Raw genomic sequence first — 22,029 nt, 5'->3', positions numbered from 1 at the left:
GGCCGGGGGTCCGGCCGTGGTGTGACCAGGCGGCCGAGGCCGTCCGGTCGTGCGTCAGTGCGTGGCCGCGCGGGCCAGGTCGACGACCGCCTGCACGGTCTGGTCGAAGTCGAGGTCGGTGGAGTCGAGCGTCGTGACGCCGTCGGCGGCGTTCATGAAGTCGACGACCTTCGCGTCCGCCGCGTCGCGACGAGCGAGTGCTGCGGAGGTCTCGGCGGCCGACTGGGTCGTGACCTCTGCCGAGCGTCGGGCCATTCTAACGGACTCGTCGGCCGTCAGCAGGATCCGGACCTCGGCATCGGGTGCGACGACCGTGGTGATGTCCCGGCCCTCGGTGATGATGCCCGGGGCGTCGGTCTTCCGCATGACGTTGCGGAACAGCTGGACCAGGCGCTTCCGGACGTCCGGGAGCTTCGCGATGTGGGCGACCGCGCCGGTGACGCCGGGGGTGCGGATGGCCTCGGTCACGTCGGTCTCCCCCACCTTGACGTAGTAGTCGTCGGGGTCGGTGCCGATGGCGTAGTCGAAGGTGTCCCAGCTCGCCAGGACCGCCGCGGCGTCGTCGAGGTCGACCTGCCGCTGCAGGGCGTGCCACGCGAGTGCACGGTAGGCGGCGCCGGTGTCCTGGTATCCGAAGCCCAGAGCGCGTGCGGCCGCGCGGGAGACGCTCGACTTGCCGCTGCCGGCGGGACCGTCGACCGCGATGACGATCTTCGCCACGTAGGCGCCGTCGGCCAGGCCGGACGGCATCGGGGCGCTGGTCGAACCGGGCTCCCCGCCGGGCTCACCGAGGCCGCCGGCCGGACCGCCGAGCGGACCGCCGTCGCCGCCGTCACCGGGGCCGCCGAGCGGCCCGCCGGCACCACCGGTACCGGGCGTCGGGAGGCCGGAGTCGGGCCCGTCGGTCCCACCGGCCGGAGCGCGTCCACCGATCACGCCGGAGTCGTTCGTGTCGTCGTTCAGGCCCATGCTGCTGCGATCCTCCATCCGCGCCCCTCGAGTTCCTCGACGAGTCGCTGTTCCTGCTCGGGCAGCACCGACACCTCGACGATGCCGATCTGTGCGCCCGGTGAGTGCTCGAGGCGCATGTCCTCGAGGTTGATGCCGATCTCCCCGATGAACGTCAGGAGTGCGGCGATCTGCCCGGGGGTGTCGTCGACCAGGACGACCACCTGGGCGAAGCGCTTGGTGGTGCCGTGCTTGCCCGGCAGCCGTTCGACCCCGCGGTTGCCGTCGGCGATCGTCTCGGCGATGGTGCGCGGCGATCCAGCACCGTCCGGGTCGCCGAGCGCGTCGATCACGCGGGACAGGTCGTCGCGCAGGTCGGTGAGCACCGGCCGGATGTGCCCGGCGTTCGCCCCGATGATCTGCACCCAGAGCCCGGGGTCGCTCGCGGCGATCCGGGTGACGTCGCGCACGCCGCCGCCGGCCAGGCCGAGCGACCCGTCGGGGGCGTCCCGCAGGCGCGAGGCCATCAGCGTCGACACGAGCTGCGGCGCGTGCGAGACGTACGCCACGGCGAGGTCGTGCGACTCGGGGTCCATCGGCACGACGGTGGCGCCGACGTCGAGCGCGAGGTCCTCGACCACCGCGGCACGCTGGTACGTGATGCCGTCGTGCCCGGCGATGACCCAGGGGCGGCCGACGAACAGGTCGGCGCGGGCGGCGGTCGGACCGCTGCGCTCGCGTCCGGCCATCGGGTGCGACCCGATGTAGCGGGAGACGTCGGCCCCGGCCGCCACCAGGGCGGCGAGCGGCCCGGACTTCACGCTGGCGACGTCCGTCACGACAGCGTCCGGGTGGGCGGCGAGCTCGCGCTCCACCACCGTCGCGACGACGTCCGGCGGCACCGCGACGATGATGAGTTCCGGCTGGTCGCCGGCAGCCGGTCGACGCCCGGCGCCGTAGTCCACGGCGAGCGCCAGCGCCGCGGGCGAGACGTCGTCGAGGACGACGTCCACGCCCTTCTCGCGCAGGGCGAGACCGATCGAGGCGCCGAGCAACCCGGCTCCGACGACCCGGACCGGGCCGCGCAGACGGCGGTCGATGTCGGTCGGGGTCACGTCGGTCACCGTGCAAGCCTACCGATCGAGGCTCGGGCATCGGTCGATGCCCGAGCCTCGGGGTCGGTCAGTCCGCCGACTCGTCCTCGTACTCGTCGTCGTCCTGGTCGAGCGCGACGTCGCGGTCGTCACGAGCGGACGGCTTCGCGTCACGGACGGTGCTGAGCAGCTTGCCGACCTCGACCGTGCCGAGCTCGCGCATCTTGCCCGGCGGCAGGCTGCCCAGGTGCAGCGGTCCGAACGACCGGCGGACGAGTTCGAGGACCGGGTGGTCGACGGCCTCGAGCATGCGACGGACGATGCGGTTGCGGCCGGAGTGCAGCGTGATCTCGACGAGCGACTCACCCCGCGAGGACTCGAGCAACCGCACCTTGTCGGCCTTGATCGGACCGTCCTCGAGCTCGACGCCCTCGGTCAGGCGCTGCACCACGGCGGGGTTCACGTTGCCGTGGACCTTCGCGATGTACGTCTTCTGCACGCCGAACGACGGGTGCGCGAGCACGTGTGCCAGGTCGCCGTCGTTCGTCAGGACGAGCAGCCCGGAGGTCTCGGTGTCGAGACGGCCGACGTTGAACAGGCGCTCCTCGTAGCGGTCCACGAACTCGGTCAGGTCGCGGCGACCGCGCTCGTCCTGCAGGCTCGAGACGACACCGGTCGGCTTGTTCAGCACGATGTAGCGCCGCGACGAGTCGATCTGCACGGGCACGCCGTCGACGCTGATCGCGTCCTTCTCGGGGTCGACGCGACGCCCGAGGGCGTCCACGACCTCGCCGTTGACCGTCACGCGGCCCTCGACGATCAGGTTCTCCGCGACCCGGCGGGATGCGACGCCGGCAGCGGCGATCACCTTCTGCAGGCGCTCACCCTCTGCCTGGAGGCTCGGCTCGGCCCCGGCAGGCGCCGTTCCGTCCGCCGCGTCCCAGTCCTCGATGATCGGCCGTTCGGGCGTGCCCTCGGCCGGGTTGCCCCGGTCGTCGCGCTGCCCGCTCGGCTTCGGCGTGGTGCGGTCGCTGTTGCGGACGCTCGTGGTGCCGCCGACGTAGCGGCGGCCGTTGTGCCAGACGCGGCTCTGCTGGCCGTCGGGAGTCCGGCGGTCGTCGCGGCCGCGGTCGTCGCGCCGGTCGTCGCGGGGAGCGGAGCTGCCACGGTCGTCGCGACCCCGGTACCCACCGCGGTCGTCGCGGGGAGCGGAGCTGCCACGGTCGTCGCGGCCGCGGTACCCACCACGGTCGTCGCGGGGGGCCGAAGCACCACGGTCGTCACGTCCGCGGTAGCCACCACGGTCGTCACGCGGAACCGAAGCCCCACGGTCGTCACGTCCGCGGTAGCCACCGCGGTCGTCACGCGGAGCGGAGTTGCCGCGGTAGCCACCACGGTCGCCGCCACCGGAACGGTCATCGCGACCCCGGTAACCGCCACGGTCGTCACGCGGTGCCGAGCTCCCGCGGTCGTCACGGCCGCGGTACCCACCACGGTCGTCGCGCGGCGCCGAGCTTCCGCGGTCGTCGCGGCCCCGGTAGCCACCACGGTCGTCACGCGGAGCGGAGCCCCGGTACCCACCACGGTCGCCGCCACCGGCACGGTCGTCCCGGCCGCGGTAGCCACCACGGTCATCACGCGGAGCCGAGTTGCCGCGGTAGCCACCACGGTCGCCACCGCGGTCTTCGCGCGGCGCGGAAGCCCCACGGTCGTCACGACCCCGGTAGCCACCACGGTCGTCACGCGGCGCGGAGTTGCCACGGTAGCCACCACGGTCGCCGCCACCGGCACGGTCGTCGCGACCCCGGTAGCCACCACGGTCGTCACGCGAAGCCGAAGCCCCGCGGTACCCGCCGCGGTCGCCGCCGCGGTCGTCACGCGACGGGTACCCGCCACGGCGGTCGTCGTCACGCGGCGGGCGTGCGCCCCCGCGGTCGTCGCGACCGTACCCGCCGGAGCGGCCACCGGCACTGGAACCGGCCCCACCGCGTCCGCCGGCCGGGCGGCCGGAGCGATCCGGGCCTCCCGAGCGTCCGTTGCGGTCGTCTCGGTCTCGGGGCGCGCCGCGCCCCCGGTCGTCAAACCCTGCCATCGGGGATCCCTTCGTTCTGCTCGAAGCCGTCCGCACCGTCGTCCAGGAGGGGCGAGATGAGCGGCAGCTCGTCGAGCGAGTTGATGCCGAGCTGCTGCAGGAGCAGGTCGGACGTGACGTAGTTGATGGCGCCGGTCTCGGCGTCGGTGAACGACTCCTCGATGAGGCCGCGTGCCACCAGGGTTCGGACGACGCCGTCGACGTTGACGGCGCGGATCGCAGCGATCTGCGAGCGGGTGATCGGCTGCTTGTAGGCGACGACCGCCAGGGTCTCGAGTGCGGCCTGCGACAGCCGCGAGGGTCGCTCGGCCTCGACGAACTGCTCGACCACGGGGTCCAGGTCGGCGCGGACGTAGAAGCGCCAGCCGCCACCGACCTCGCGCAGTTCGAAGCCACGGCGGATCGTGCCGTCGACGCCGTCGAAGTCCGCGACCAGGCGTTCGATCGCCTGGCGGACGGCGGGGACGGGCGAACCGACCGCAGCACCGAGGGCGACGAGTGACTGCGGCTGGTCGGCGATCATCAGGATGGCCTCGAGCTGGCGGTCGATGGGGACGGTCGGGTGGACCTGCGATGCGGTGCGCTCGTGGATCTCGCGCTCGATCGCGCGGGCGTCGGCCATCTCGTCAGCGCCGCCGGGTTCGGCGCTGGACGTGTCGTGCACGTCATCCGTCATAGTCGGCTCCCAGGTTCGCGAGGCTCTCGTCGGACCAGTCCTCGGCGGTCCACCGCAGTGTCAGCTCCCCGAGCGGCTCGAGCTGCTCGAACGAGATCGACGCGTTCCGGTACAGCTCGAGGATCGCGAGGAAGCGAGCCACCACGATACCCGTCTGGTCGACGCCCGCGACCAGTTCACGGAACGAGACGCCCTCACCATCGCGGGTGCGGAGGATCGAGACGACGATCGCGGCCTGTTCGCGGATGCTGATGAGCGGGGCGTGCAGGTGGTCGAGGCCGACGGTCGGGATCTCCCGCGGGGCGAAGGCCAGCGCGGCCAGTGCGGCGAAGTCCTGCACCGACAGGGTCCAGACGAGCTCCGGCGTCCGCGCGCGGAACCGCTCCTCGAGCCGGACGCTGCGGACGTGTCGGCGCGATTCGACGCCCCAGCGCTCCCCGAACCAGTCGGCTGCCTGCTTGAACGCCCGGTACTGCAGCAGTCGGGCGAACAGCAGGTCGCGGGCCTCGAGCAGGGCGACGTCCTCGGCGTCCACGAGCTCGCCCTGGGGCAGCAGCCCGACGATCTTCAGGTCGAGCAGGGTCGCCGCGACGACCAGGAACTCGCTGGCCTCGTCGAGCTCGTCGGCGGACTCGGCCTGCCGGACGTACTGGATGAACTCCCCCGTCACGGCACCGAGCGACACCTCGGTGATGTCGAGCTCGTGCTTCGTGATGAGCGACAGCAGGAGGTCGAACGGTCCGTCGAAGTTGGCGAGCCGGACCCGGAACCCCGCGTCAGGCGACGGCGCCACGCTGGACGAGCTCTCGTGCGAGCTGCCGGTAGGCGTGGGCGGCAGGGTGATCCGGCGCGGTCTGCGTGATCGGGCGTGCGGACACCGTGGCGTCCGGGAACTTCACGGTGCGGCCGATGACGGTGTCGAGCACACTGTCGTCGAAGGTGTCGACGACCCGCTCCATGACCTCGCGCGAGTGCAGCGTGCGCGAGTCGTACATGGTCGCCAGGATGCCGTCGAGCTTGAGCGCCGGGTTGAGGCGGTCGCGCACCTTGTCGATCGTCTCGATGAGCAGGGCGACACCGCGGAGCGCGAAGAACTCGCACTCGAGCGGGATGAGCACGCCGTGCGCCGCGGTGAGGGCGTTCACGGTGAGCAGGCCGAGCGACGGCTGGCAGTCGACCAGGATCACGTCGTAGTCGTTGGCGACCTTGCGCAGCACGCTCGCCAGGATCTGCTCGCGGGCGACCTCGTTGACCAGGTGCACCTCGGCCGCGGAGAGGTCGATGTTCGCCGGGATGACGTCGAGGCCGGGGGTGTTCGTCGGCTGGATGACCTGGTTCGGGTCCTTCACGGCGCCCATGAGCAGGTCGTAGACGGTGTGGATGTCGTGCGTCCGGACGCCGAGGCCCGCGGACAGCGCACCCTGCGGGTCGAAGTCGACGGCGAGGACCTTGCGGCCGTACTCGGCGAGTGCAGCACCCAGGTTGATGGCCGTCGTGGTCTTGCCGACGCCACCCTTCTGGTTGCAGAGCGCGATGATGCGGGCGGGTCCGGTGCCGTCGAGCTCCTCGGGCACGGGGAAGTCCCGGACGGGACGCCCCGTCGGACCGTGGGTGGTCGCGCCGGTGGGGTTGGTCGTCGGGTTCGGGCTCACCCCGTCATCGTACCGGCGACCTCGGGCTGGGCCGGGTCGCACCGCCGCGGGACCGCCGCGCTGCTGGCTGGCAGCCTGGCCGCGGGCGCTGCTGGCTGGCAGCCCGGCCCCGGGCGCTGCTGCTCGTCAGGCGACGCGCAGGGCGACGCGCATGCTGTCGACCCGCTCGGCGATCACGGGGTCGGTCGACCACCGCTGCTGCAGCCGACCGACGAGCTCGCCGACCTGCTCGCGGTCGAGCCCCGGGTGCAGCGCCAGTCCCACCGTCAGCTCCGGCCCGGCGAACCGGCCGACCGGGTCGCCCGGCGCGAGTTCGACACGGGCGACGCTGGGCTCCCCCTCGACCGAGGCCGCGAAGGCCCGGGCCACCTCGGGGTCCTCGAAGCACGGGGTCCACGGCAGGTCCTGCCCGAGCGCCCACACCGCCGGACGACGCAGCACAAACTCGGTCGACGACTTCGGGTCGAGCACGACGAGCTGGGTGTCCTCGCTCGCCGCGGCCATCGCCACACGGCGGGACTCCACCGGCACCGGGCGCGCGTCCGGGTCCCATGCGTGCATGGCGTCCACCGAGGTGAACGCCGGCATCACGCTGCGACCGTCCGGACCGGCGACCGTCACGATCGAGAGTTCCTGGGTCTTGTCGACGAGCTTGCCCTCGTCGGTCTCCCCCACGTCACCGGCCTCGGCGATGAGTGGGATGAGCAGCCGGGCGGTCCGGAGCGCCTCGACGATCGCCGCCTGGGACGCACCGTCGGCGATCGCACCGATGGCCGCGACCACCGCGGGATCGGCGAGTCCGTCGTCGTCCGCGAACGCGGTGTCGTGGTGGTCGAACGTGCGGCCTTCCCACGAGAAGCCCGCCGAGTCCGCCGCCCCGCCGGGGGTGTGCGCGTCGTCGGCTTCGGGCCCGGTGCCGCGGCCGTTCGAGATGCCCGCCACGGGGTTACTCGGAGGCGATGTCGAGTGCGGCCGGCAGCGTGAACGCCCCGGAGTACAGCGCCTTGCCGATGATCGCGCCCTCGAGCCCGTACGGCACGAGTTCGCGGAGCGCACGGAGGTCGTCGAGCGTGGAGATCCCGCCCGAGGCCACCACGGGCTGGTCGGTCCGGTCGCACACCTGGCGGAGCAGTTCGACGTTCGGCCCCTGCAGCGTGCCGTCCTTCGTGACGTCGGTCACCACGTAGCGGGCGCACCCGGCGGCTTCCAGCCGGTCGAGCACCTCCCACAGGTCGCCGGCGTCCTCGGTCCAGCCACGGCTCGACAGTGTGGTGCCGCGGACGTCCAGCCCGACGGCGATCTGCTCGCCGTACTCACCGATCACACGAGCGGCCCAATCCGGGTTCTCGAGGGCCGCGGTGCCGAGGTTCACGCGCGCCGCACCGGTCGCCAGTGCCGCTTCGAGCGAGGCGTCGTCGCGGATGCCGCCGGACAGCTCGACGGAGACACCCTCGACCTCGCGGACGGCGTGTGCGATCACCCGGCGGTTGTCGCCACGACCGAAGGCCGCGTCGAGGTCGACGAGGTGGATCCACTCGGCACCCTGGTCGCGCCAGGTCCGGGCAGCGGCGACGGGGTCGCCGTAGCCGGTCTCGCTCCCCGCCTCGCCCTGGGTGAGTCGCACGGCCTGTCCGTCGACGACGTCGACAGCCGGCAGCAGGACGAGGGGCGGGGTGTCGGTGAGGTCGGTCATGGTCCTGTCGGTTTCGTTGCGGTGGAGAAGGGGCTGCGGACGGCCGGGAGGCCCGGTGCGCGTCCGGCACGGCCGTCGCGCCCGGCGCCGGCCGGGTTCAGAGCGAACGCACCCAGTTGGAGAGCAGGCGGATGCCCGGCTCGCCGGACTTCTCGGGGTGGAACTGCGTGGCGGTGAGCGGCCCGTTCTCGACCGCTGCGATGAACGGCTGCCCGTGCTCGGCCCACGTCAGACGGGGCGCACGGAACGGCCCGTACGCCTCGAGCGGGAAGTCGGTCACGCCGTAGGAGTGCACGAAGTAGAAGCGCTCGTCGTGCAGCCCGTCGAACAGCACGGAGTCCTCGGGCGCCTGCACGGTGTTCCAGCCCATGTGCGGCAGCACCTCGGCCTGGATCTCCTGCACGGTACCGGGCCACTGGCCGAGCCCTTCGACGTCGGCACCACGCTCGATGCCCCGCGAGAACAAGACCTGCATGCCGACGCAGATGCCGAGCACGGGTCGCCCGCCGGCCAGACGGTGGTCGACGATCTCGCCGCCCTGCACGCCCTCGAGCTGGTCGATCACGGCGGCGAACGCCCCGACGCCGGGGACGAGCAGGCCGTCGGCCTTCAACGCCGCCTGCTTGTCCGAGGTCAGGGTGACCTCGGCACCGGCGCGCTCGAGTGCCTTGGCGGCAGAGTGGACGTTCCCCGACCCGTAGTCGAGGACGACGACGTTCGGCTTGGCGGTTGTCACAGGGCGCCCTTCGTGGAGGGGATGCCGTCGACGCGCGGGTCCAGCTCGACCGCCTTGCGCATGGCTCGGGCGAACGCCTTGAACTCGGCTTCGGCGATGTGGTGGGGGTCGCGGCCCTCGAGCACGCGGACGTGGACGGTGATGCCGGCGTTGAACGTGATCGCCTCGAACACGTGGCGGACCATCGAGCCGGTGAAGTGGCCGCCGATGCGGTGGAACTCGAAGCCCGCGGGCTCGCCGGAGTGCACCAGGAACGGACGCCCGGAGACGTCGACGACGGCCTGGGCCAGCGCTTCGTCCAACGGGACCAGGGCGTCGCCGTACCGGCCGATGCCGGAGCGCTCGCCGAGGGCCTGCTTGATCCCCTGTCCGAGCACGATGCCGGTGTCCTCGACCGTGTGGTGCACGTCGATGTCGGTGTCACCCGTCGAGCGCACCCGCAGGTCGATCAGGGAGTGCTTGCTGAACGCGGTCAGCATGTGGTCGAAGAACGGGACGGAGGTCGAGATCGACGAGGTCCCGGTGCCGTCCAGGTCGAGCTCGAGTTCGACACTCGATTCGCTCGTCGAACGGCTGATCGAGGCGGTGCGGGCGGTCATGCCTCAACCCTAACCGGCGGCTGCTCGGCGGCGACCTGCCGCATCGCGTCGAGGAACGCGGTCGTCTCGGCTTCGGTCCCCGCACTCACCCGCAGGTGGTTCGGGATCCCGAGGTCGCGTACGATCACGTCGCGCTCGAGCAGCGACTCGAACGCGGCGTTCGGGTCGGCGACACCACCGAACAGGACGAAGTTCGACCAGGTCTCGTAGGTGCGGTACCCCATGGCCTGGAGCTCGGTGACCATGCGGTCACGCTGCCCCTTGATGTCGTCGACCATCGCCAGCATCTCGGGGGCGTGCCGGAGTGCCGCGATCGCCGCCGCCTGGGTGAGCGCGGACAGGTGGTAGGGCAGCCGGACCAGCCGGACGGCGTCGACGACGGCGGGGTGTGCGGCCATGTACCCGACCCGGGCACCGGCGAACGCGAACGCCTTGCTCATCGTGCGGGAGACCACCAGGCGCTCACGACCGGGCAGCAGCGTGAGGGCGCTCGGGGCGTCGGACGGCATGAACTCGGCGTACGCCTCGTCCACCATCACGATGCCGTCGGTCGCGTCGTAGGCGGCCGCGATCGTCTCGATGTCGAGCGGAGTACCCGTCGGGTTGTTCGGCCCGCAGAGGAACACGATGTCGGGCTGGTGTTCACGGATCGCCGCCACGACGGTCTCGGGCGAGATGCGGAACTCGTCGTCCCGCTGGGCCGGGATCCACGTGGTGCCGGTGCCCGACGCGAGGATCGAGTGCATCGAGTAGGTGGGCGGGAACCCGAGCACCGAGCGACCGGGTCCGCCGAACGCCTGGAGGAGCTGCTGCAACACCTCGTTCGACCCGTTCGCCGCCCAGAGCTGCTCGGCGGTCAGGTCGTGCCCGAGGTAGTCGGCAAGTGACTGCCGGAGCTCGGTGAACTCGCGGTCCGGGTACCGGTTGACCGTCAGCAGGGCCTGCCGGATCGACTCGACGATGTCGGCAGCGACGTCGTCCGGAACGGGATGCGTGTTCTCGTTGACGTTGAGCTGCACGCGGACGTGCTTCTGCGGGGCGCCGTACGGGCTCTGCCCGCGCAGGTCGTCTCGGATCGGGAGGTCTTCGAGCGTGAATGCCACCGATCCATCGTAGGCCGCTGTCACCGTGCGGCGACCAGCCGTCCGGACGGCGCTGCCCGAGTGACTACTCGCTGTCCGTGTACTTGGTGGGGATGGCGATCTCTTCGCCGGCCTGCAGCGCGGAGCCGTCGAGCGCGTTGAGGCTCACGACGTCCTGCACGAAGTCACGCGGGTCCGAGTTCGGCGCCGTCTGCTCGGCGAGCTGCCAGAGCGTCTCGCCCGGCTGGATCGTCACGGTCTCGAACTGGGTGCGGGCGCCGCCGGCGGTGGCGTCTCCGGCGGAGGCCTGCCCGCCGTTCAGCACGCCGAGGGCGACGACGATGAGGAGCGGGAGCGCGGCGAGCGTCGTGAAGACGATGCGGCCGCGACGCGTCAGACGCAGGCGGGTACGCACGGCGGGCGCCGCGGTGCGCTGGATGTCAGCGATGGCGATGGTGCTCATGTCGTTCTTGCCTTCCCGTTCGGTGGAACCGAAGTCGTGTACCGAACATAGTTTCGAATCAGACGACGCACAAGTCCTGGGAGTGGATTTCTGCGGGGTTTTCTTGCGACACGCTCGAACAGGTGTTTGTCCGGCCCTGGCTGGTCGGATACTGTTTCGATCGACTGGGACAAGCCTGACGGGGACCACCGACATTCCCGCCGCGGCCGGACCGGCACCGACGAAAGCGAGACGACGTGGTGGACGAACTGCGGGGCCAGAAGCCGCTGACGCCGAAGCAGCAGGCGATCTTCGATGCGATCCGCGCGTCGATCGCATCGCGGGGCTACCCGCCGAGCATGCGCGAGATCGGCGACGCTGCCGGGCTCTCCTCGCTCTCCAGCGTCTCCCACCAGCTCGGCCAGCTCGAGCTCGGGGGATGGATCCGCCGCGACCCGAACCGCCCGCGCGCGCTCGAGGTCCTGGTCGACGAGCCGTCGTCCGACGTCGGCGGCCCGGACATCGACGCCACCACGCTCGTGCCGCTCGTCGGTCGGATCGCCGCCGGCGTCCCGATCACCGCCGAGCAGCACGTCGACGAGATCATCCCGCTCCCCCGACAGCTCGTCGGCACCGGCGAGCTCTTCATGCTCAAGGTCGTCGGTGAGTCGATGATCGACGCCGCGATCTGCGACGGCGACTGGGTCGTCGTCCGCTCACAGCAGACTGCCGAGAACGGTGACATCGTCGCGGCCATGCTCGACGAAGAGGCGACGGTCAAGGTCTTCCGCCAGCGCGACGGTCACACGTGGCTGCTGCCGCGCAACTCCGCCTTCGAGCCGATCCTCGGCGACGCCGCCTCGGTCCTCGGCAAGGTCGTCGCGGTCCTCCGCTCCCTCTGACAGTGAATCGCGACTCGCGACTCGCGCTGCACCGGCGCGAGACGCCGTCGTCAGTGCACGTCAGCCCTGTGGACGACACCCCTCGCACGACGAAACGCCGCCGGATCCGGCGGCGTTTCGTGTGTTCCGGGGCGTCTCGATGACGCGACGGCGTCCGGCGGACCCGTGACGGGCCTCCAGGCCGCGCGGCAGCGCTCTCCAGCGCCCGCCGGAGTCGAGCGTCAGACGGTCGGGACCGGCGTGACCACGTAGGGCTCGAGCTCGGCGACCTGCCGCTGGAAGACGCGCACCCGCAGGCGCGTGCCGTCCTGGACGTAGTCGACCGACTCGACCGAGCCGGTGTCGTGCAGCGACGACACCAGGTCGCCGCGGTCGTACGGCACCACGATCGTCAGGTCGACGTCGGGCTCCGGCAGGCGGTCCTCGATGACGCTGAGGAGCTCGGGGATGCCCTCGCCGGTGCGCGCCGACACGAACACCGCGTCCGGCACGAGTCCGATGAGCACGAGGCGCTGCGCGTCGTCGATCAGGTCGGCCTTGTTGAAGACGACGATCTCCGGGATGTCACCCGCACCGACGTCGCCGATGACCTCGCGCACGGTGGACAGCTGCGCCCCGGGGTCGGGGTGCGAGCCGTCGACCACGTGCACGATGACGTCGGCGTCACCGACTTCTTCGAGGGTGGAACGGAAGGCCTCGACGAGCTGGTGCGGCAGGTTGCGCACGAAGCCGACCGTGTCGACGAACGTGAACTCCCGGCCCTTGGCGCTCTCGGTCCGACGGACGGTGGCGTCCAGCGTCGCGAACAGCTGGTTCTGCACCAGCACACCCGCGCTCGTGAGCCGGTTCAACAGCGACGACTTGCCGGCGTTGGTGTAGCCCGCGATCGCGACGCTCGGCACCTCGTTGCGGTTGCGCTCGGCACGCTTGGCCTCACGGGCCGGGGTGAACCCGGCGATCTGCCGGCGGAGCTTCGCCATCCGCGTGTGGATCTTGCGGCGGTCGAGCTCCATCTTCGTCTCACCGGGGCCACGAGAGCCCATGCCAGCGCCTCCGGAGACCTGGCCACCGGCCTGCCGGGACATCGAGTCACCCCAACCGCGCAGTCGAGGCAGCAGGTACTGCAGCTGAGCGAGTTCGACCTGCGCCTTCCCCTCGCGGGTCTTCGCGTGCTGGCTGAAGATGTCGAGGATCACGGCCGTGCGGTCGATGACCTTCACCTTCACGACGTCCTCGAGCGCACGACGCTGCGAGGGTGCGAGTTCGGTGTCGGCGATGACCGTGTCGGCGCCGGTGGCCTTGACGACCATCGCGAGCTCCTGGGCCTTGCCCTTGCCCAGGTAGGTGGCCGGGTCCGGGTTGGGCCGGCGCTGGAGGAGCCCGTCGAGCACCACGGCGCCCGCGGTTTCGGCGAGTGCCGCGAGCTCGCGGAGGGAGTTCTCGGCGTCCGAGGCGTCGCCCTGGGGGTACACGCCGATGAGGACGACCTGCTCGAGCCGCAGCTGGCGGTACTCGACCTCGGTGACGTCCTCGAGTTCGGTGGAGAGACCGGCGACACGGCGCAGCGCCGCACGGTCCTCACGGTCGTACTGGTCGCCGTCGCCGGTCCAGCTGCGGTCGTCGACCGACTGCGTCTGGATGGCCTGGGCGGGTGCGAAGATGGACGATGCTGCGCGGTGGTCTGCGTTGCGCAACACCCTCTCGACGACACCGTCTGCGCTGTCGTCGTTGGTCTGGTGGTTCTGCTGATGGGTATCCGTCATCCTGTGCACAGGCTACCTCTGGAGGCCCTCCGACACACTCGGTTGCCGGTACGGTTCATCCATGGCGAACGACCACTACTTCTCGGCCAGCCCCGAGAGCGAACTCCGGCCGCGCCAGGTGCACGTCACGCTCGCCGGTCAGTCCCTCACCCTGTCGACCGCGGCGGGGGTCTTCAGCCCCGACGGCGTCGACCGCGGCACGAAGGTCCTGCTCGGTTCGGTGCCGGCACCCGCTGCCGACGGAGCGCTGCTCGACATCGGCTGCGGCTGGGGCCCGATCGCGATCACGATGGCCCTGCAGTCCCCCGACGCCCACGTGTGGGGCGTCGACGTCAACGAGCGGGTGCTCGGGCTCGCGCGCACCAACGCGGCTGCTGCCGGGGCGTCGAACGTCACGATCGCGCTGCCCGACGACGTGCCGGCCGACCTGCGCTTCCGCACGATCTGGTCGAACCCGCCGATCCGTGTCGGCAAGGACGAGCTGCACCAGATCCTGCTGACGTGGCTGCCCCGGCTCGAGGTCGGGGGCGACGCCTGGCTCGTCGTGTCGAAGGACCTCGGAGGTGACTCCTTGCAGAAGTGGCTCGTCGGGGCGCTCGGCTCGGAGTTCGCGGTCACGCGCGAGTCGACGGCGAAGGGGTTCCGCGTCATCCGGGTGCAGCGCAGCGCGTAGGGCGCGTGCGCGAGCGCTCACATCGTGAGCACAAACGGTCGGGTCGCCGCTGGGCACCCGACCATTTCTGCTCACGAAGCGGCAACGAGGCTCCGCGTCGGTCAGACGGTCAGGTCGCCGGAGAACACGAGCTCGGCGGGACCGGACAACGAGACGTGCTCGCCGTCCTCGGTCGCCGTCATCCGCACCGTCAGCAGCCCGCCCGGCACCCGCACGCGCCAGGTGTCCGGCGCCCCGGCACCGACCCAGTAGCGCGTGGCGAGGGCCGCCGCGACGGCCCCGGTGCCGCACGAGAGCGTCTCACCGCTCCCCCGCTCGTGCACCCGCATCGTGATCTCGCCGACGCCGTCCTTGATGAGGGGGTCGCCGGGCAGCACGAACTCGACGTTCGCACCGTGCTCCGGCGCGGGGTCGAGCACCGGCAGGAAGGTCAGGTCGAGGTCGGCCAGTTCGTCCTCGGTCTCGACGGCGACGACCACGTGCGGATTGCCCACGTCGATGCCGATGCCGGGCCGCGCCCCGTCGAGGTTCTTCGCCCGGACGAGCACGTCGTCGGAACCACCGCCCTCGATGCCCAGGCCCCAGCGTCCGAGGTCGGCGGCGAACCCGTTCGTGGTGCGCTGGATGTCGACCAGCCCCTTGCGGCTGCCGACGGTGAGCGTCTCGCCGGGAGCGAGCTCGACCAGGCCGGACTCGGTCAGGTACCGGGCGAACACGCGGATGCCGTTGCCGCACATCTCCGCGACCGTGCCGTCGGCGTTGTGGTAGTCCATGAACCACGTCGCCTCGGGCTCGACGGCCACGAGCGCACGCCCCTCCGGGATGGCCTCGGACCGCACTGCGCGGATCACGCCGTCGCCGCCCACGCCGAAGCGTCGGTCCGCGATGGCACGGATCCGCTCGGGGGTCAGGTCGACGGTGGCGTCGGGGTCGGCGAACAGGACGAAGTCGTTGCCGGTCCCCTGGCCCTTGGTGAAGTGCAGCTCGGTCACGGCACGATCCTACGGGCCAGTTGCGACAGGTCGCTGCGGTCCGCCCCCGTGACGTCGAGCGTCTCGGCTTCGGCGTACCGACGGAACCACGACACCTGCCGCCGGGCGTACTTCCGGGTCGCGATGCCGGTCGCCTCGACCGCCTGCTCGCGGGTCGCCGTGCCGGCGAGCACCTCGAGCGCCTGCGAGTACCCGATCGCGCCGCGCGCGGTCCTGCCCTGCTCGAGGCCCTGCTCGCGGAGCGCCGCGACCTCGTCGACGAGGCCGGCCTCGAACATCCGCGCCGCCCGCTCGTGCAGCGCCGACACGAGCTGCTCGCGGTCGCGCCGCAGGTGCAGGATCCGGGACGGTCGCCAGGCGCGGGGCGCGGCCGGGAGGCTCGGGGTCACGACCTCGGATCGGCTCGCGATCTCGAGTGCACGGATCAACCGCCGTGGGTTGCGCGCGTCGATCGTCGCGGCGGCCGCCGGGTCGAGAGCGCGGAGTCGCTCGAGCAGGATGCCCGGGCCGAGCTCCTCGTGCTCGCGCTCGAGCTGCGCACGGAGCGCAGGGTCGGTGCCCGGGAACGCCAGGTCGAACAGCACCGCGGAGACGTAGAGGCCGCTGCCGCCGACGAGGACGGCCACGCCACCGTCGGCCTGGATCCGGTCGACGTCGGCTCTGGCGGCGACCTGGTACGCGGCGACGCTCGCCTCGTCGGTGACGTCGAGCACGTCGAGCTCGTGGTGCGGGATGCCGTGCCGTTCGGCCGGCGGGAGCTTCGCGGTGCCGATGTCCATGCCCCGGTACAGCTGCATGGCGTCCGCGTTGATGATCTCCGCGGGGCGGCCGGCAGCACGCAGCCGCTCTGCGATCGCGATGCCGAGGTCGGACTTCCCGGTGCCCGTCGCCCCGACCACCGCGATCAGGTCCGCGGCGTCACCGGATGCGGGCGACGCGGCGATCGTCGGCGCAACCCCGGGGAGCTCAGCGTCCGACACGGAGCGTGGGCAGCCCGAGCGAGACCGGACGAGGCCCGTCGCCCGTGGCGGCAGCGGGTGTGGGCACGCCGCAGCTCTCGGCCTGCGCGCGGTCCCAGGCGTCCCCGGCACGGGTGCGTCGGATGCGCAGCGGCGCGTCGTCGTCGTCGGCGAGCAGGAAGTGCGGAGCGGCACGAGTGATGTCCACGGTGACCACGTCGCCCGGGCGCGGGACCTCGGACCCGGAGGGCACGGTGAAGTGCACGAGCCGGGAGTCCTCCGCCCGACCGGAGAGCCGGCGGTTGGCGTCGTCCTTGCGGCCCTCACCGGAGGCGACGAGCACCTCGACGCTCCGGCCGACCTGCAGCGCGTTCTCTTCCGCGGTGATGCGTTCCTGCAGGGCGACGAGTCGCTCGTAGCGGTCCTGCACGATGTGCTTCGGCAGCTGGTCGTCCATCGTCGCGGCCGGCGTGCCCGGACGGATCGAGTACTGGAACGTGAACGCCGACGCGAACCGCGCCTGCTCGACGACGCGCAGGGTGTCCTCGAAGTCGGCGTCGGTCTCGCCGGGGAACCCGACGATGATGTCGGTGGAGATCGCCGCGTGCGGGATCTTCGCGCGGACGCGGTCGAGGATGCCGAGGAACCGCTCGCTGCGGTAGCTCCGGCGCATGGCCTTGAGCACCCGGTCGGAACCCGACTGCAACGGCATGTGCAGCTGGGGCATCACGTTCGGGGTCTCGGCCATCGCGTCGATGACGTCATCGGTGAACGCCGCCGGGTGCGGGCTCGTGAAGCGGACGCGCTCGAGCCCCTCGATGGCACCGGTGGCCCGCAGCAGCTTGCCGAACGCCTGTCGGTCGCCGAACTCGACCCCGTAGGAGTTCACGTTCTGCCCGAGCAGCGTGACCTCGATCGCGCCGTCGTCGACCAGCGCCTGGATCTCGGCCAGGACGTCACCCGGACGGCGGTCCTTCTCCTTGCCGCGGAGCGAGGGGACGATGCAGAACGTGCAGGTGTTGTTGCAGCCGACCGAGATGGAGACCCAGCCGCTGTGCGTCGAGTCGCGCTTGGTGGGCAGCGTCGACGGGAAGACGTCGAGTGCCTCGAGGATCTCGATCTGCGCCTCGTCGTTGTGCCGCGCCCGCTCGAGCAGGGTCGGCAGCGACCCCATGTTGTGCGTGCCGAAGACGACGTCGACCCACGGCGCCTTCTCGAGGATGACGTTCTTGTCCTTCTGCGCCAGGCACCCGCCGACGGCGATCTGCATGCCGGGGTGCTCGCGCTTGATCCCCGCGAGCTGCCCGAGGTTGCCGTACAGGCGGTTGTCCGCGTTCTCGCGCACCGCGCAGGTGTTGATGACCACGACGTCGGCCTGCGCACCGTCCGCCGCGGTGTAGCCCGCGGCCTGCAGTGACCCGCTCAACCGCTCGGAGTCGTGCACGTTCATCTGGCACCCGTAGGTGCGGACTTCGTAGGTGCGGGGGCGCGCTTCGACGGTGGCCATGGTCGTCCCAGTGTAGGTCGGAGCGACTACTCGAACCGGACGGTCCCGCGGCCGGGTTGCGGTCGCTTTCCGCCACCGTCGAGGGCACGCGCAACAGCGATCCGGACGACGCCGGAGCTGTAGCCCTTGCGCATCAGGAAGCCGGACAGACGGCGTTCCGCGGTGGCCCGGTCGAGCCCGCGCATCTGCGGCGCCCGCTTGTCGGCGAGTTCCTGCGCGCGGAGGAACTCGTCGTCCTCGTCATCGGCGGCGTCGTCGAGCGCGGTGTCGATCGCCACCTGGTCGATGCCCCGGCGACGGAGCTCCGTCACGACACCCTGTCGGCCGAGGCCCTTGCGGGCGTGCAGTCGATCCACCAGGTCGGTGGCGAGGGCGACGTCGTCGAGGAGGCCGACACGGGTCAACCGTTCGATCTCGTGCTCGACCACGTCGGGGTCGAGGTCCTGCTGCAGCAGCAGGGTCCGCATCTCGGACTCGCTCACGCCCTTGCGCCCGAGGGCCCGCATGCTGATCCGTTCGGCATCCGCCCGCTGTTCGTCGAGCGGACGGGGTGCGTCGGCCGGGTCGATCTCCTCGCCACCGGCGATGGAGAACACCGACGCCGTGGTGGCGTCAGCGGTCTCGGAGTCGTAGCCGTCCTGCTCGGCACGGATCGAGCGCCCGCTGCCGTCTCCGATGACGGGCGACACCCACGCTGCCGGCCCCCGGGCACCGTGCAGGGGCACCGGCGAATCGGCGTCGAACGATGCGGGGATCTCGTCCGGCCGGCCTTCGTCCGACTCGGGCAGCGCCCAGCCGTCGGTGTCGCGCGGTTCGTCCGGTGACACCGGAGGCTCGGGGATCGCCGGCGTCACCGGGGTGACGGGGGCACGGCGACGCGACCTCGCACCGAACAGGTCGGTGACCGGTGCGAGGCCGTCGTCGTCGTGGTCGGTGCTCACGCGCCCTTGCGCTCCGCGAGCTTCGGCGCGATCGACTCGACCGGGGCGTCCTCGGCCTTGGCGCCCCCGACCCCGAGCTTGGCGAGGATCTTGCCTTCGATGTCGGCAGCGATCTCGGGGTTCTGGATCAGGAAGGAACGCGAGTTCTCCTTGCCCTGCCCGAGCTGGTCGCCGTCGTAGGTGTACCAGGCGCCCGACTTCTTGACGATGCCGTGGTCGACACCGAAGTCGAGCAGCGAGCCTTCGCGCGAGATGCCGACGCCGTACAGGATGTCGAACTCGGCCTGCTTGAAGGGCGGCGCCATCTTGTTCTTGACGACCTTGACACGCGTGCGGTTGCCCACCGCATCGGTGCCGCTCTTGAGCGTCTCGATGCGACGGATGTCGAGGCGGACGGACGCGTAGAACTTCAGCGCCTTACCGCCCGAGGTGGTCTCGGGCGAACCGAAGAACACGCCGATCTTCTCGCGCAGCTGGTTGATGAAGATCATCGTGGTCTGCGTCTGGTTCAGGCCACCGGCGAGCTTTCGCAGGGCCTGGGACATGAGGCGGGCCTGCAGACCGACGTGCGAGTCACCCATCTCGCCCTCGATCTCGGCACGGGGCACGAGGGCCGCGACGGAGTCGATGACGATCAGGTCGATGGAGCCGGAGCGGACCAGCATGTCCGCGATCTCGAGCGCCTGCTCGGCGGTGTCGGGCTGCGACACGAGCAGGGCGTCGATGTCGACACCGAGCTTCTTGGCGTACTCGGGGTCGAGCGCGTGCTCGGCGTCGATGAAGGCCGCGATGCCACCGGCGCGCTGGGCGTTGGCGATGGCGTGGATGGTGAGGGTCGTCTTACCCGACGACTCCGGGCCGTAGATCTCGACGATGCGGCCACGGGGCAGGCCACCGATGCCGAGCGCGACGTCCAGCGCCACCGACCCGGTCTGGATGACGTTGACGGGGGCGCGTTCGTCCGAACCGAGGCGCATGATCGCACCCTTGCCGAACTGCCTGTCGATCTGTGCGAGTGCGGTCTCGAGGGCCTTCTCGCGGTCTGCCGGTGATGGCATGGGGTGCTCCTTCGTGCTCGTGTTCGGCCGCCTGTAGGCTGTCGCGTCCACGCCGGCCGATGGTGCAAGGCCGATGGTTCTGCGACAAGGCTTCGGGCTGTTCCCGATGTCCATCAACCTATGGCGAGCCACCGACATCACTGCCGACGGTCACGCGATCTGTGGATGGAACATCCGGGCGACGCCGCTGTGGAGGAAGTTACCACCGATCGAACACGCGTTCGAGCAACACGCCGAACACAGTTTCGGGTGCGCGGCCCCGCGAACCCCGCTCAGTCCTGGGGTTCGGCGAGGCCCTTGCCGTGCCGCCGGTCCATCGGGACGTCCTGCGAGTCGCACAGGGCGTCCCACACCCGGCGGGCCTCGATGCCTGCGGCGAGGGCGTCCACGGCGGAGCGACCGCCCAGCCCCTCGAGCACGACGTCGCGGGTGACCACGGAACCGTAGGCCTCACCGAACACCTGGTCGACGGCTCGCCAGAACTCACTCACGCGCATCCGACCAGCCTAGGCGCGTGGTCGTGGGCCGGAACGCAGAACGCCCCCGCCGGGAAGGACCGGCGAGGGCGTTCGGTGCGATGCGCTCAGCGCACCGCGAGGTCGTTGTCGAACTCGGCGACGAGGTCGTCCGGGAGCGTGTCGGGGACGGGGGTCAGCCCCTCGACGATCGCGAGGCGGTCACCCACTTCGCGCATGATGGTCGAGATTGGCGTGTCCAGAGCATCCGCGACGGACGCGAGGATCTCCGAGCTGGCTTCCTTCTGCCCGCGCTCGACCTCACTGAGGTACCCGAGCGCGACACTGGCCTTGGACGCGACCTGACGGAGGGTCCGGCCCTTCTGCAAGCGGAAGTCCCGGAGCACATCGCCGATTTCCTGACGAACGAGAACCATGAGAACTCCTCCTCTCTGTCGTCTCCGCGCCCGCTCGGTCCGGTGGATCGAGTTCGGGTTCAGCAACAATAGCGTTGCCGGTTGCAGCATGGTAGCCAGGCTGGCTGCCGTACTGCTGGAGATTTCGTGAGATGTAACCCAGTGGAAACGGGACCTATTCCCGGCCCCGGACCTCGGACGACATCCGTGCAAGGAGTTCGGAGACGGTGGCGTGCCGGATTGCTCCCCGGTCACCGTCGAGGTGCAGCTCGAAGGCCTCAGCCCCCGCGGCGGAGGCGATCCCCACGTACACGGTACCGACGGGCTTGCCGTCCTGCGGATCCGGGCCGGCGACACCCGTCGTGCTGATCCCCCACGTCGCGGGTTCCCCGTCGACGGACAGCGCGATCCGGACACCGGCGGCCATCTGCCGGGCGACCTCGGGGTGCACGGCACCCTCGGCCCCGAGCAGCTCCGCCGAGACCCCGAGGACGGAGTGCTTCACGGGCGTCGCGTAGGCCACGACGCCGCCGCGGACGACGGCGCTCGCGCCCGGCACGTCGACGAGGGTGGCGACCACGAGGCCGCCGGTCAGCGACTCCGCCACGGCGAGCGTCTCGCCCCGCGCCGTCAGTTCGGCGATGAGTCCCGGTGCGACCGGGACGGGAGGCGCGGCCTGCGTCGAGCGCTCGGGTCCGGTCATGCGGTGGTGCGGTTGTGCTTCCATGCCTGCCAGAGGTAGTCGATCCCGCTCAGGATCGTTGCCAGGAACGCGGCCGTCATCAGGATGCCGTTGACCCAGTGCGCCCAGTCGCCGACCAGGTTCCACCACGGGAACAGCGCCGCCGTCAGGGCGACGGCCTGCAGCACGGTCTTGATCTTGCCGCCGCGGCTCGCCGGGATCACCCGGTCGGAGAGCACCGCGAACCGGAAGACCGTGATGCCGATCTCGCGCACCATGATCAGCACGGTCACGTACCAGGGCAGCTCGGCCAGGATCGACAGCGCGACGAGCGCACCACCGATGAGCACCTTGTCGGCGATCGGGTCGACGAGCTTGCCGAAGTCCGTGACCAGGTTCTGCCGACGGGCGATGATGCCGTCGGCGCTGTCCGTGACGATCGCCACGACGAAGACGACCGCGGCCCAGATCCGCAGGGGCCCGTCGTTGCCGGCGTCGGCGAGCAGCAGGACGAAGAACAGCGGCGCCATCAGGATGCGCACCACCGTGATGATGTTCGCGACGTTCGCGGTCGACGCCGGGCCGGGGCCCTTGCGCAGCAGCCGCCCGCGCCACGGGAACCGTGCGCCGTGCGTGGTGTTCGTGCTGTCCGAGGCGGTCATCGCCG

24 protein-coding genes are annotated in these 22,029 nt (G+C 71.1%); 2 read left to right on the top strand and 22 right to left on the bottom strand.

Annotated features, from left to right (window positions below):
- Positions 1 to 54: 54 nt before the first annotated feature.
- From cmk to DEJ20_RS06090, 12 genes are all read right to left on the bottom strand, one after another.
- A complete protein-coding gene (gene cmk, locus DEJ20_RS06145) occupies positions 55 to 750 on the bottom strand; it encodes a (d)CMP kinase (RefSeq protein ID WP_111235358.1) in 696 nt (231 codons plus the stop codon).
- 209 nt (positions 751 to 959) lie between these two features.
- Positions 960 to 2,072 (bottom strand): prephenate dehydrogenase, encoded by a 1,113-nt coding sequence (locus DEJ20_RS06140; protein ID WP_111235247.1) that lies wholly within the window; start codon positions 2,070 to 2,072, stop codon positions 960 to 962.
- A 58-nt stretch (positions 2,073 to 2,130) separates the two neighbouring features.
- A complete protein-coding gene (locus DEJ20_RS06135; RefSeq protein ID WP_231495626.1) occupies positions 2,131 to 2,919 on the bottom strand; it encodes a pseudouridine synthase in 789 nt (262 codons plus the stop codon).
- Between the two features lie 1,201 nt (positions 2,920 to 4,120).
- Positions 4,121 to 4,810, bottom strand: a complete 690-nt coding sequence (scpB, locus tag DEJ20_RS06130) for an SMC-Scp complex subunit ScpB (protein WP_181431537.1) — start codon at positions 4,808 to 4,810, stop codon at positions 4,121 to 4,123.
- On the bottom strand, positions 4,800 to 5,603 hold the full coding sequence (locus DEJ20_RS06125) for a segregation and condensation protein A (RefSeq protein ID WP_171907825.1): 804 nt from the start codon (positions 5,601 to 5,603) through the stop codon (positions 4,800 to 4,802). The genes scpB and DEJ20_RS06125 overlap by 11 nt, the downstream gene beginning before the upstream one ends.
- Positions 5,587 to 6,462: a ParA family protein gene (locus DEJ20_RS06120; protein WP_111235249.1), complete on the bottom strand. Its 876-nt coding sequence runs from the start codon at positions 6,460 to 6,462 to the stop codon at positions 5,587 to 5,589. The genes DEJ20_RS06125 and DEJ20_RS06120 overlap by 17 nt, the downstream gene beginning before the upstream one ends.
- 126 nt (positions 6,463 to 6,588) lie before the next feature.
- Positions 6,589 to 7,404 carry an SseB family protein gene (locus DEJ20_RS06115; RefSeq protein WP_111235250.1) on the bottom strand — a complete coding sequence of 272 codons (816 nt, stop codon included), beginning with the start codon at positions 7,402 to 7,404 and terminating at the stop codon, positions 6,589 to 6,591.
- Positions 7,405 to 7,408: 4 nt separating this feature from the next.
- On the bottom strand, positions 7,409 to 8,155 hold the full coding sequence (gene priA, locus DEJ20_RS06110) for a bifunctional 1-(5-phosphoribosyl)-5-((5-phosphoribosylamino)methylideneamino)imidazole-4-carboxamide isomerase/phosphoribosylanthranilate isomerase PriA (RefSeq protein WP_017885902.1): 747 nt from the start codon (positions 8,153 to 8,155) through the stop codon (positions 7,409 to 7,411).
- Positions 8,156 to 8,252: 97 nt separating this feature from the next.
- Entirely contained in the window at positions 8,253 to 8,891 is a 639-nt protein-coding gene (hisH, locus tag DEJ20_RS06105; protein WP_111030465.1) for an imidazole glycerol phosphate synthase subunit HisH, read from the bottom strand.
- Positions 8,888 to 9,490 carry an imidazoleglycerol-phosphate dehydratase HisB gene (gene hisB / locus DEJ20_RS06100; protein WP_111235251.1) on the bottom strand — a complete coding sequence of 201 codons (603 nt, stop codon included), beginning with the start codon at positions 9,488 to 9,490 and terminating at the stop codon, positions 8,888 to 8,890. Before hisB ends, hisH begins: the two co-directional genes overlap by 4 nt.
- Positions 9,487 to 10,593 carry a histidinol-phosphate transaminase gene (locus DEJ20_RS06095; protein ID WP_111235252.1) on the bottom strand — a complete coding sequence of 369 codons (1,107 nt, stop codon included), beginning with the start codon at positions 10,591 to 10,593 and terminating at the stop codon, positions 9,487 to 9,489. Before DEJ20_RS06095 ends, hisB begins: the two co-directional genes overlap by 4 nt.
- A gap of 64 nt (positions 10,594 to 10,657) precedes the next feature.
- Positions 10,658 to 11,035 carry a LysM peptidoglycan-binding domain-containing protein gene (locus tag DEJ20_RS06090; RefSeq protein WP_111235253.1) on the bottom strand — a complete coding sequence of 126 codons (378 nt, stop codon included), beginning with the start codon at positions 11,033 to 11,035 and terminating at the stop codon, positions 10,658 to 10,660.
- Between the two features lie 236 nt (positions 11,036 to 11,271).
- On the opposite strand from DEJ20_RS06090, the gene lexA reads away from it, so the two are divergent.
- Positions 11,272 to 11,916, top strand: coding sequence for a transcriptional repressor LexA (lexA, locus tag DEJ20_RS06085; RefSeq protein ID WP_027464773.1), 645 nt, complete (start codon positions 11,272 to 11,274; stop codon positions 11,914 to 11,916).
- A gap of 221 nt (positions 11,917 to 12,137) precedes the next feature.
- On the opposite strand, the gene hflX is transcribed toward lexA, so the two are convergent.
- Positions 12,138 to 13,679 carry a GTPase HflX gene (gene hflX, locus DEJ20_RS06080; protein WP_111235254.1) on the bottom strand — a complete coding sequence of 514 codons (1,542 nt, stop codon included), beginning with the start codon at positions 13,677 to 13,679 and terminating at the stop codon, positions 12,138 to 12,140.
- Positions 13,680 to 13,740: 61 nt separating this feature from the next.
- Here hflX and DEJ20_RS06075 point away from each other — a divergent pair, with 61 nt between their 5' ends.
- Complete coding sequence (locus DEJ20_RS06075; RefSeq protein WP_111235255.1) at positions 13,741 to 14,352, top strand: class I SAM-dependent methyltransferase; 612 nt, start codon at positions 13,741 to 13,743, stop codon at positions 14,350 to 14,352.
- Positions 14,353 to 14,453: 101 nt separating this feature from the next.
- On the opposite strand, the gene dapF is transcribed toward DEJ20_RS06075, so the two are convergent.
- From dapF to pgsA, 9 genes are all read right to left on the bottom strand, one after another.
- Entirely contained in the window at positions 14,454 to 15,344 is an 891-nt protein-coding gene (dapF, locus tag DEJ20_RS06070) for a diaminopimelate epimerase (RefSeq protein ID WP_027464770.1), read from the bottom strand.
- Complete coding sequence (gene miaA / locus DEJ20_RS06065) at positions 15,341 to 16,288, bottom strand: tRNA (adenosine(37)-N6)-dimethylallyltransferase MiaA (protein ID WP_258377164.1); 948 nt, start codon at positions 16,286 to 16,288, stop codon at positions 15,341 to 15,343. The genes dapF and miaA overlap by 4 nt, the downstream gene beginning before the upstream one ends.
- Positions 16,289 to 16,310: 22 nt before the next feature.
- The gene (gene miaB, locus DEJ20_RS06060; protein ID WP_111235256.1) at positions 16,311 to 17,810 is read right to left on the bottom strand and encodes a tRNA (N6-isopentenyl adenosine(37)-C2)-methylthiotransferase MiaB; all 1,500 of its coding nucleotides are present in this window, start codon (positions 17,808 to 17,810) and stop codon (positions 16,311 to 16,313) included.
- A 26-nt stretch (positions 17,811 to 17,836) separates the two neighbouring features.
- The gene (locus DEJ20_RS06055) at positions 17,837 to 18,751 is read right to left on the bottom strand and encodes a regulatory protein RecX (protein ID WP_111235257.1); all 915 of its coding nucleotides are present in this window, start codon (positions 18,749 to 18,751) and stop codon (positions 17,837 to 17,839) included.
- Positions 18,748 to 19,809: a recombinase RecA gene (gene recA, locus DEJ20_RS06050; RefSeq protein ID WP_027464767.1), complete on the bottom strand. Its 1,062-nt coding sequence runs from the start codon at positions 19,807 to 19,809 to the stop codon at positions 18,748 to 18,750. Before recA ends, DEJ20_RS06055 begins: the two co-directional genes overlap by 4 nt.
- A 272-nt stretch (positions 19,810 to 20,081) precedes the next feature.
- A complete protein-coding gene (locus DEJ20_RS06045) occupies positions 20,082 to 20,306 on the bottom strand; it encodes a DUF3046 domain-containing protein (protein WP_071405602.1) in 225 nt (74 codons plus the stop codon).
- A gap of 86 nt (positions 20,307 to 20,392) precedes the next feature.
- A complete protein-coding gene (locus tag DEJ20_RS06040; RefSeq protein ID WP_027464765.1) occupies positions 20,393 to 20,701 on the bottom strand; it encodes a helix-turn-helix domain-containing protein in 309 nt (102 codons plus the stop codon).
- 154 nt (positions 20,702 to 20,855) lie between these two features.
- Positions 20,856 to 21,383, bottom strand: a complete 528-nt coding sequence (locus DEJ20_RS06035; RefSeq protein ID WP_111235258.1) for a CinA family protein — start codon at positions 21,381 to 21,383, stop codon at positions 20,856 to 20,858.
- Complete coding sequence (gene pgsA, locus DEJ20_RS06030; RefSeq protein WP_035807862.1) at positions 21,380 to 22,024, bottom strand: CDP-diacylglycerol--glycerol-3-phosphate 3-phosphatidyltransferase; 645 nt, start codon at positions 22,022 to 22,024, stop codon at positions 21,380 to 21,382. Before pgsA ends, DEJ20_RS06035 begins: the two co-directional genes overlap by 4 nt.
- Positions 22,025 to 22,029 lie beyond the last annotated feature (5 nt).

Origin of the sequence: Curtobacterium sp. MCSS17_005, from assembly GCF_003234225.2 — a bacterium.
GTDB classification, from domain to species: Bacteria; Actinomycetota; Actinomycetes; order Actinomycetales; family Microbacteriaceae; genus Curtobacterium; species Curtobacterium flaccumfaciens.
This window is presented reverse-complemented; position numbering and strand designations above follow the sequence as displayed.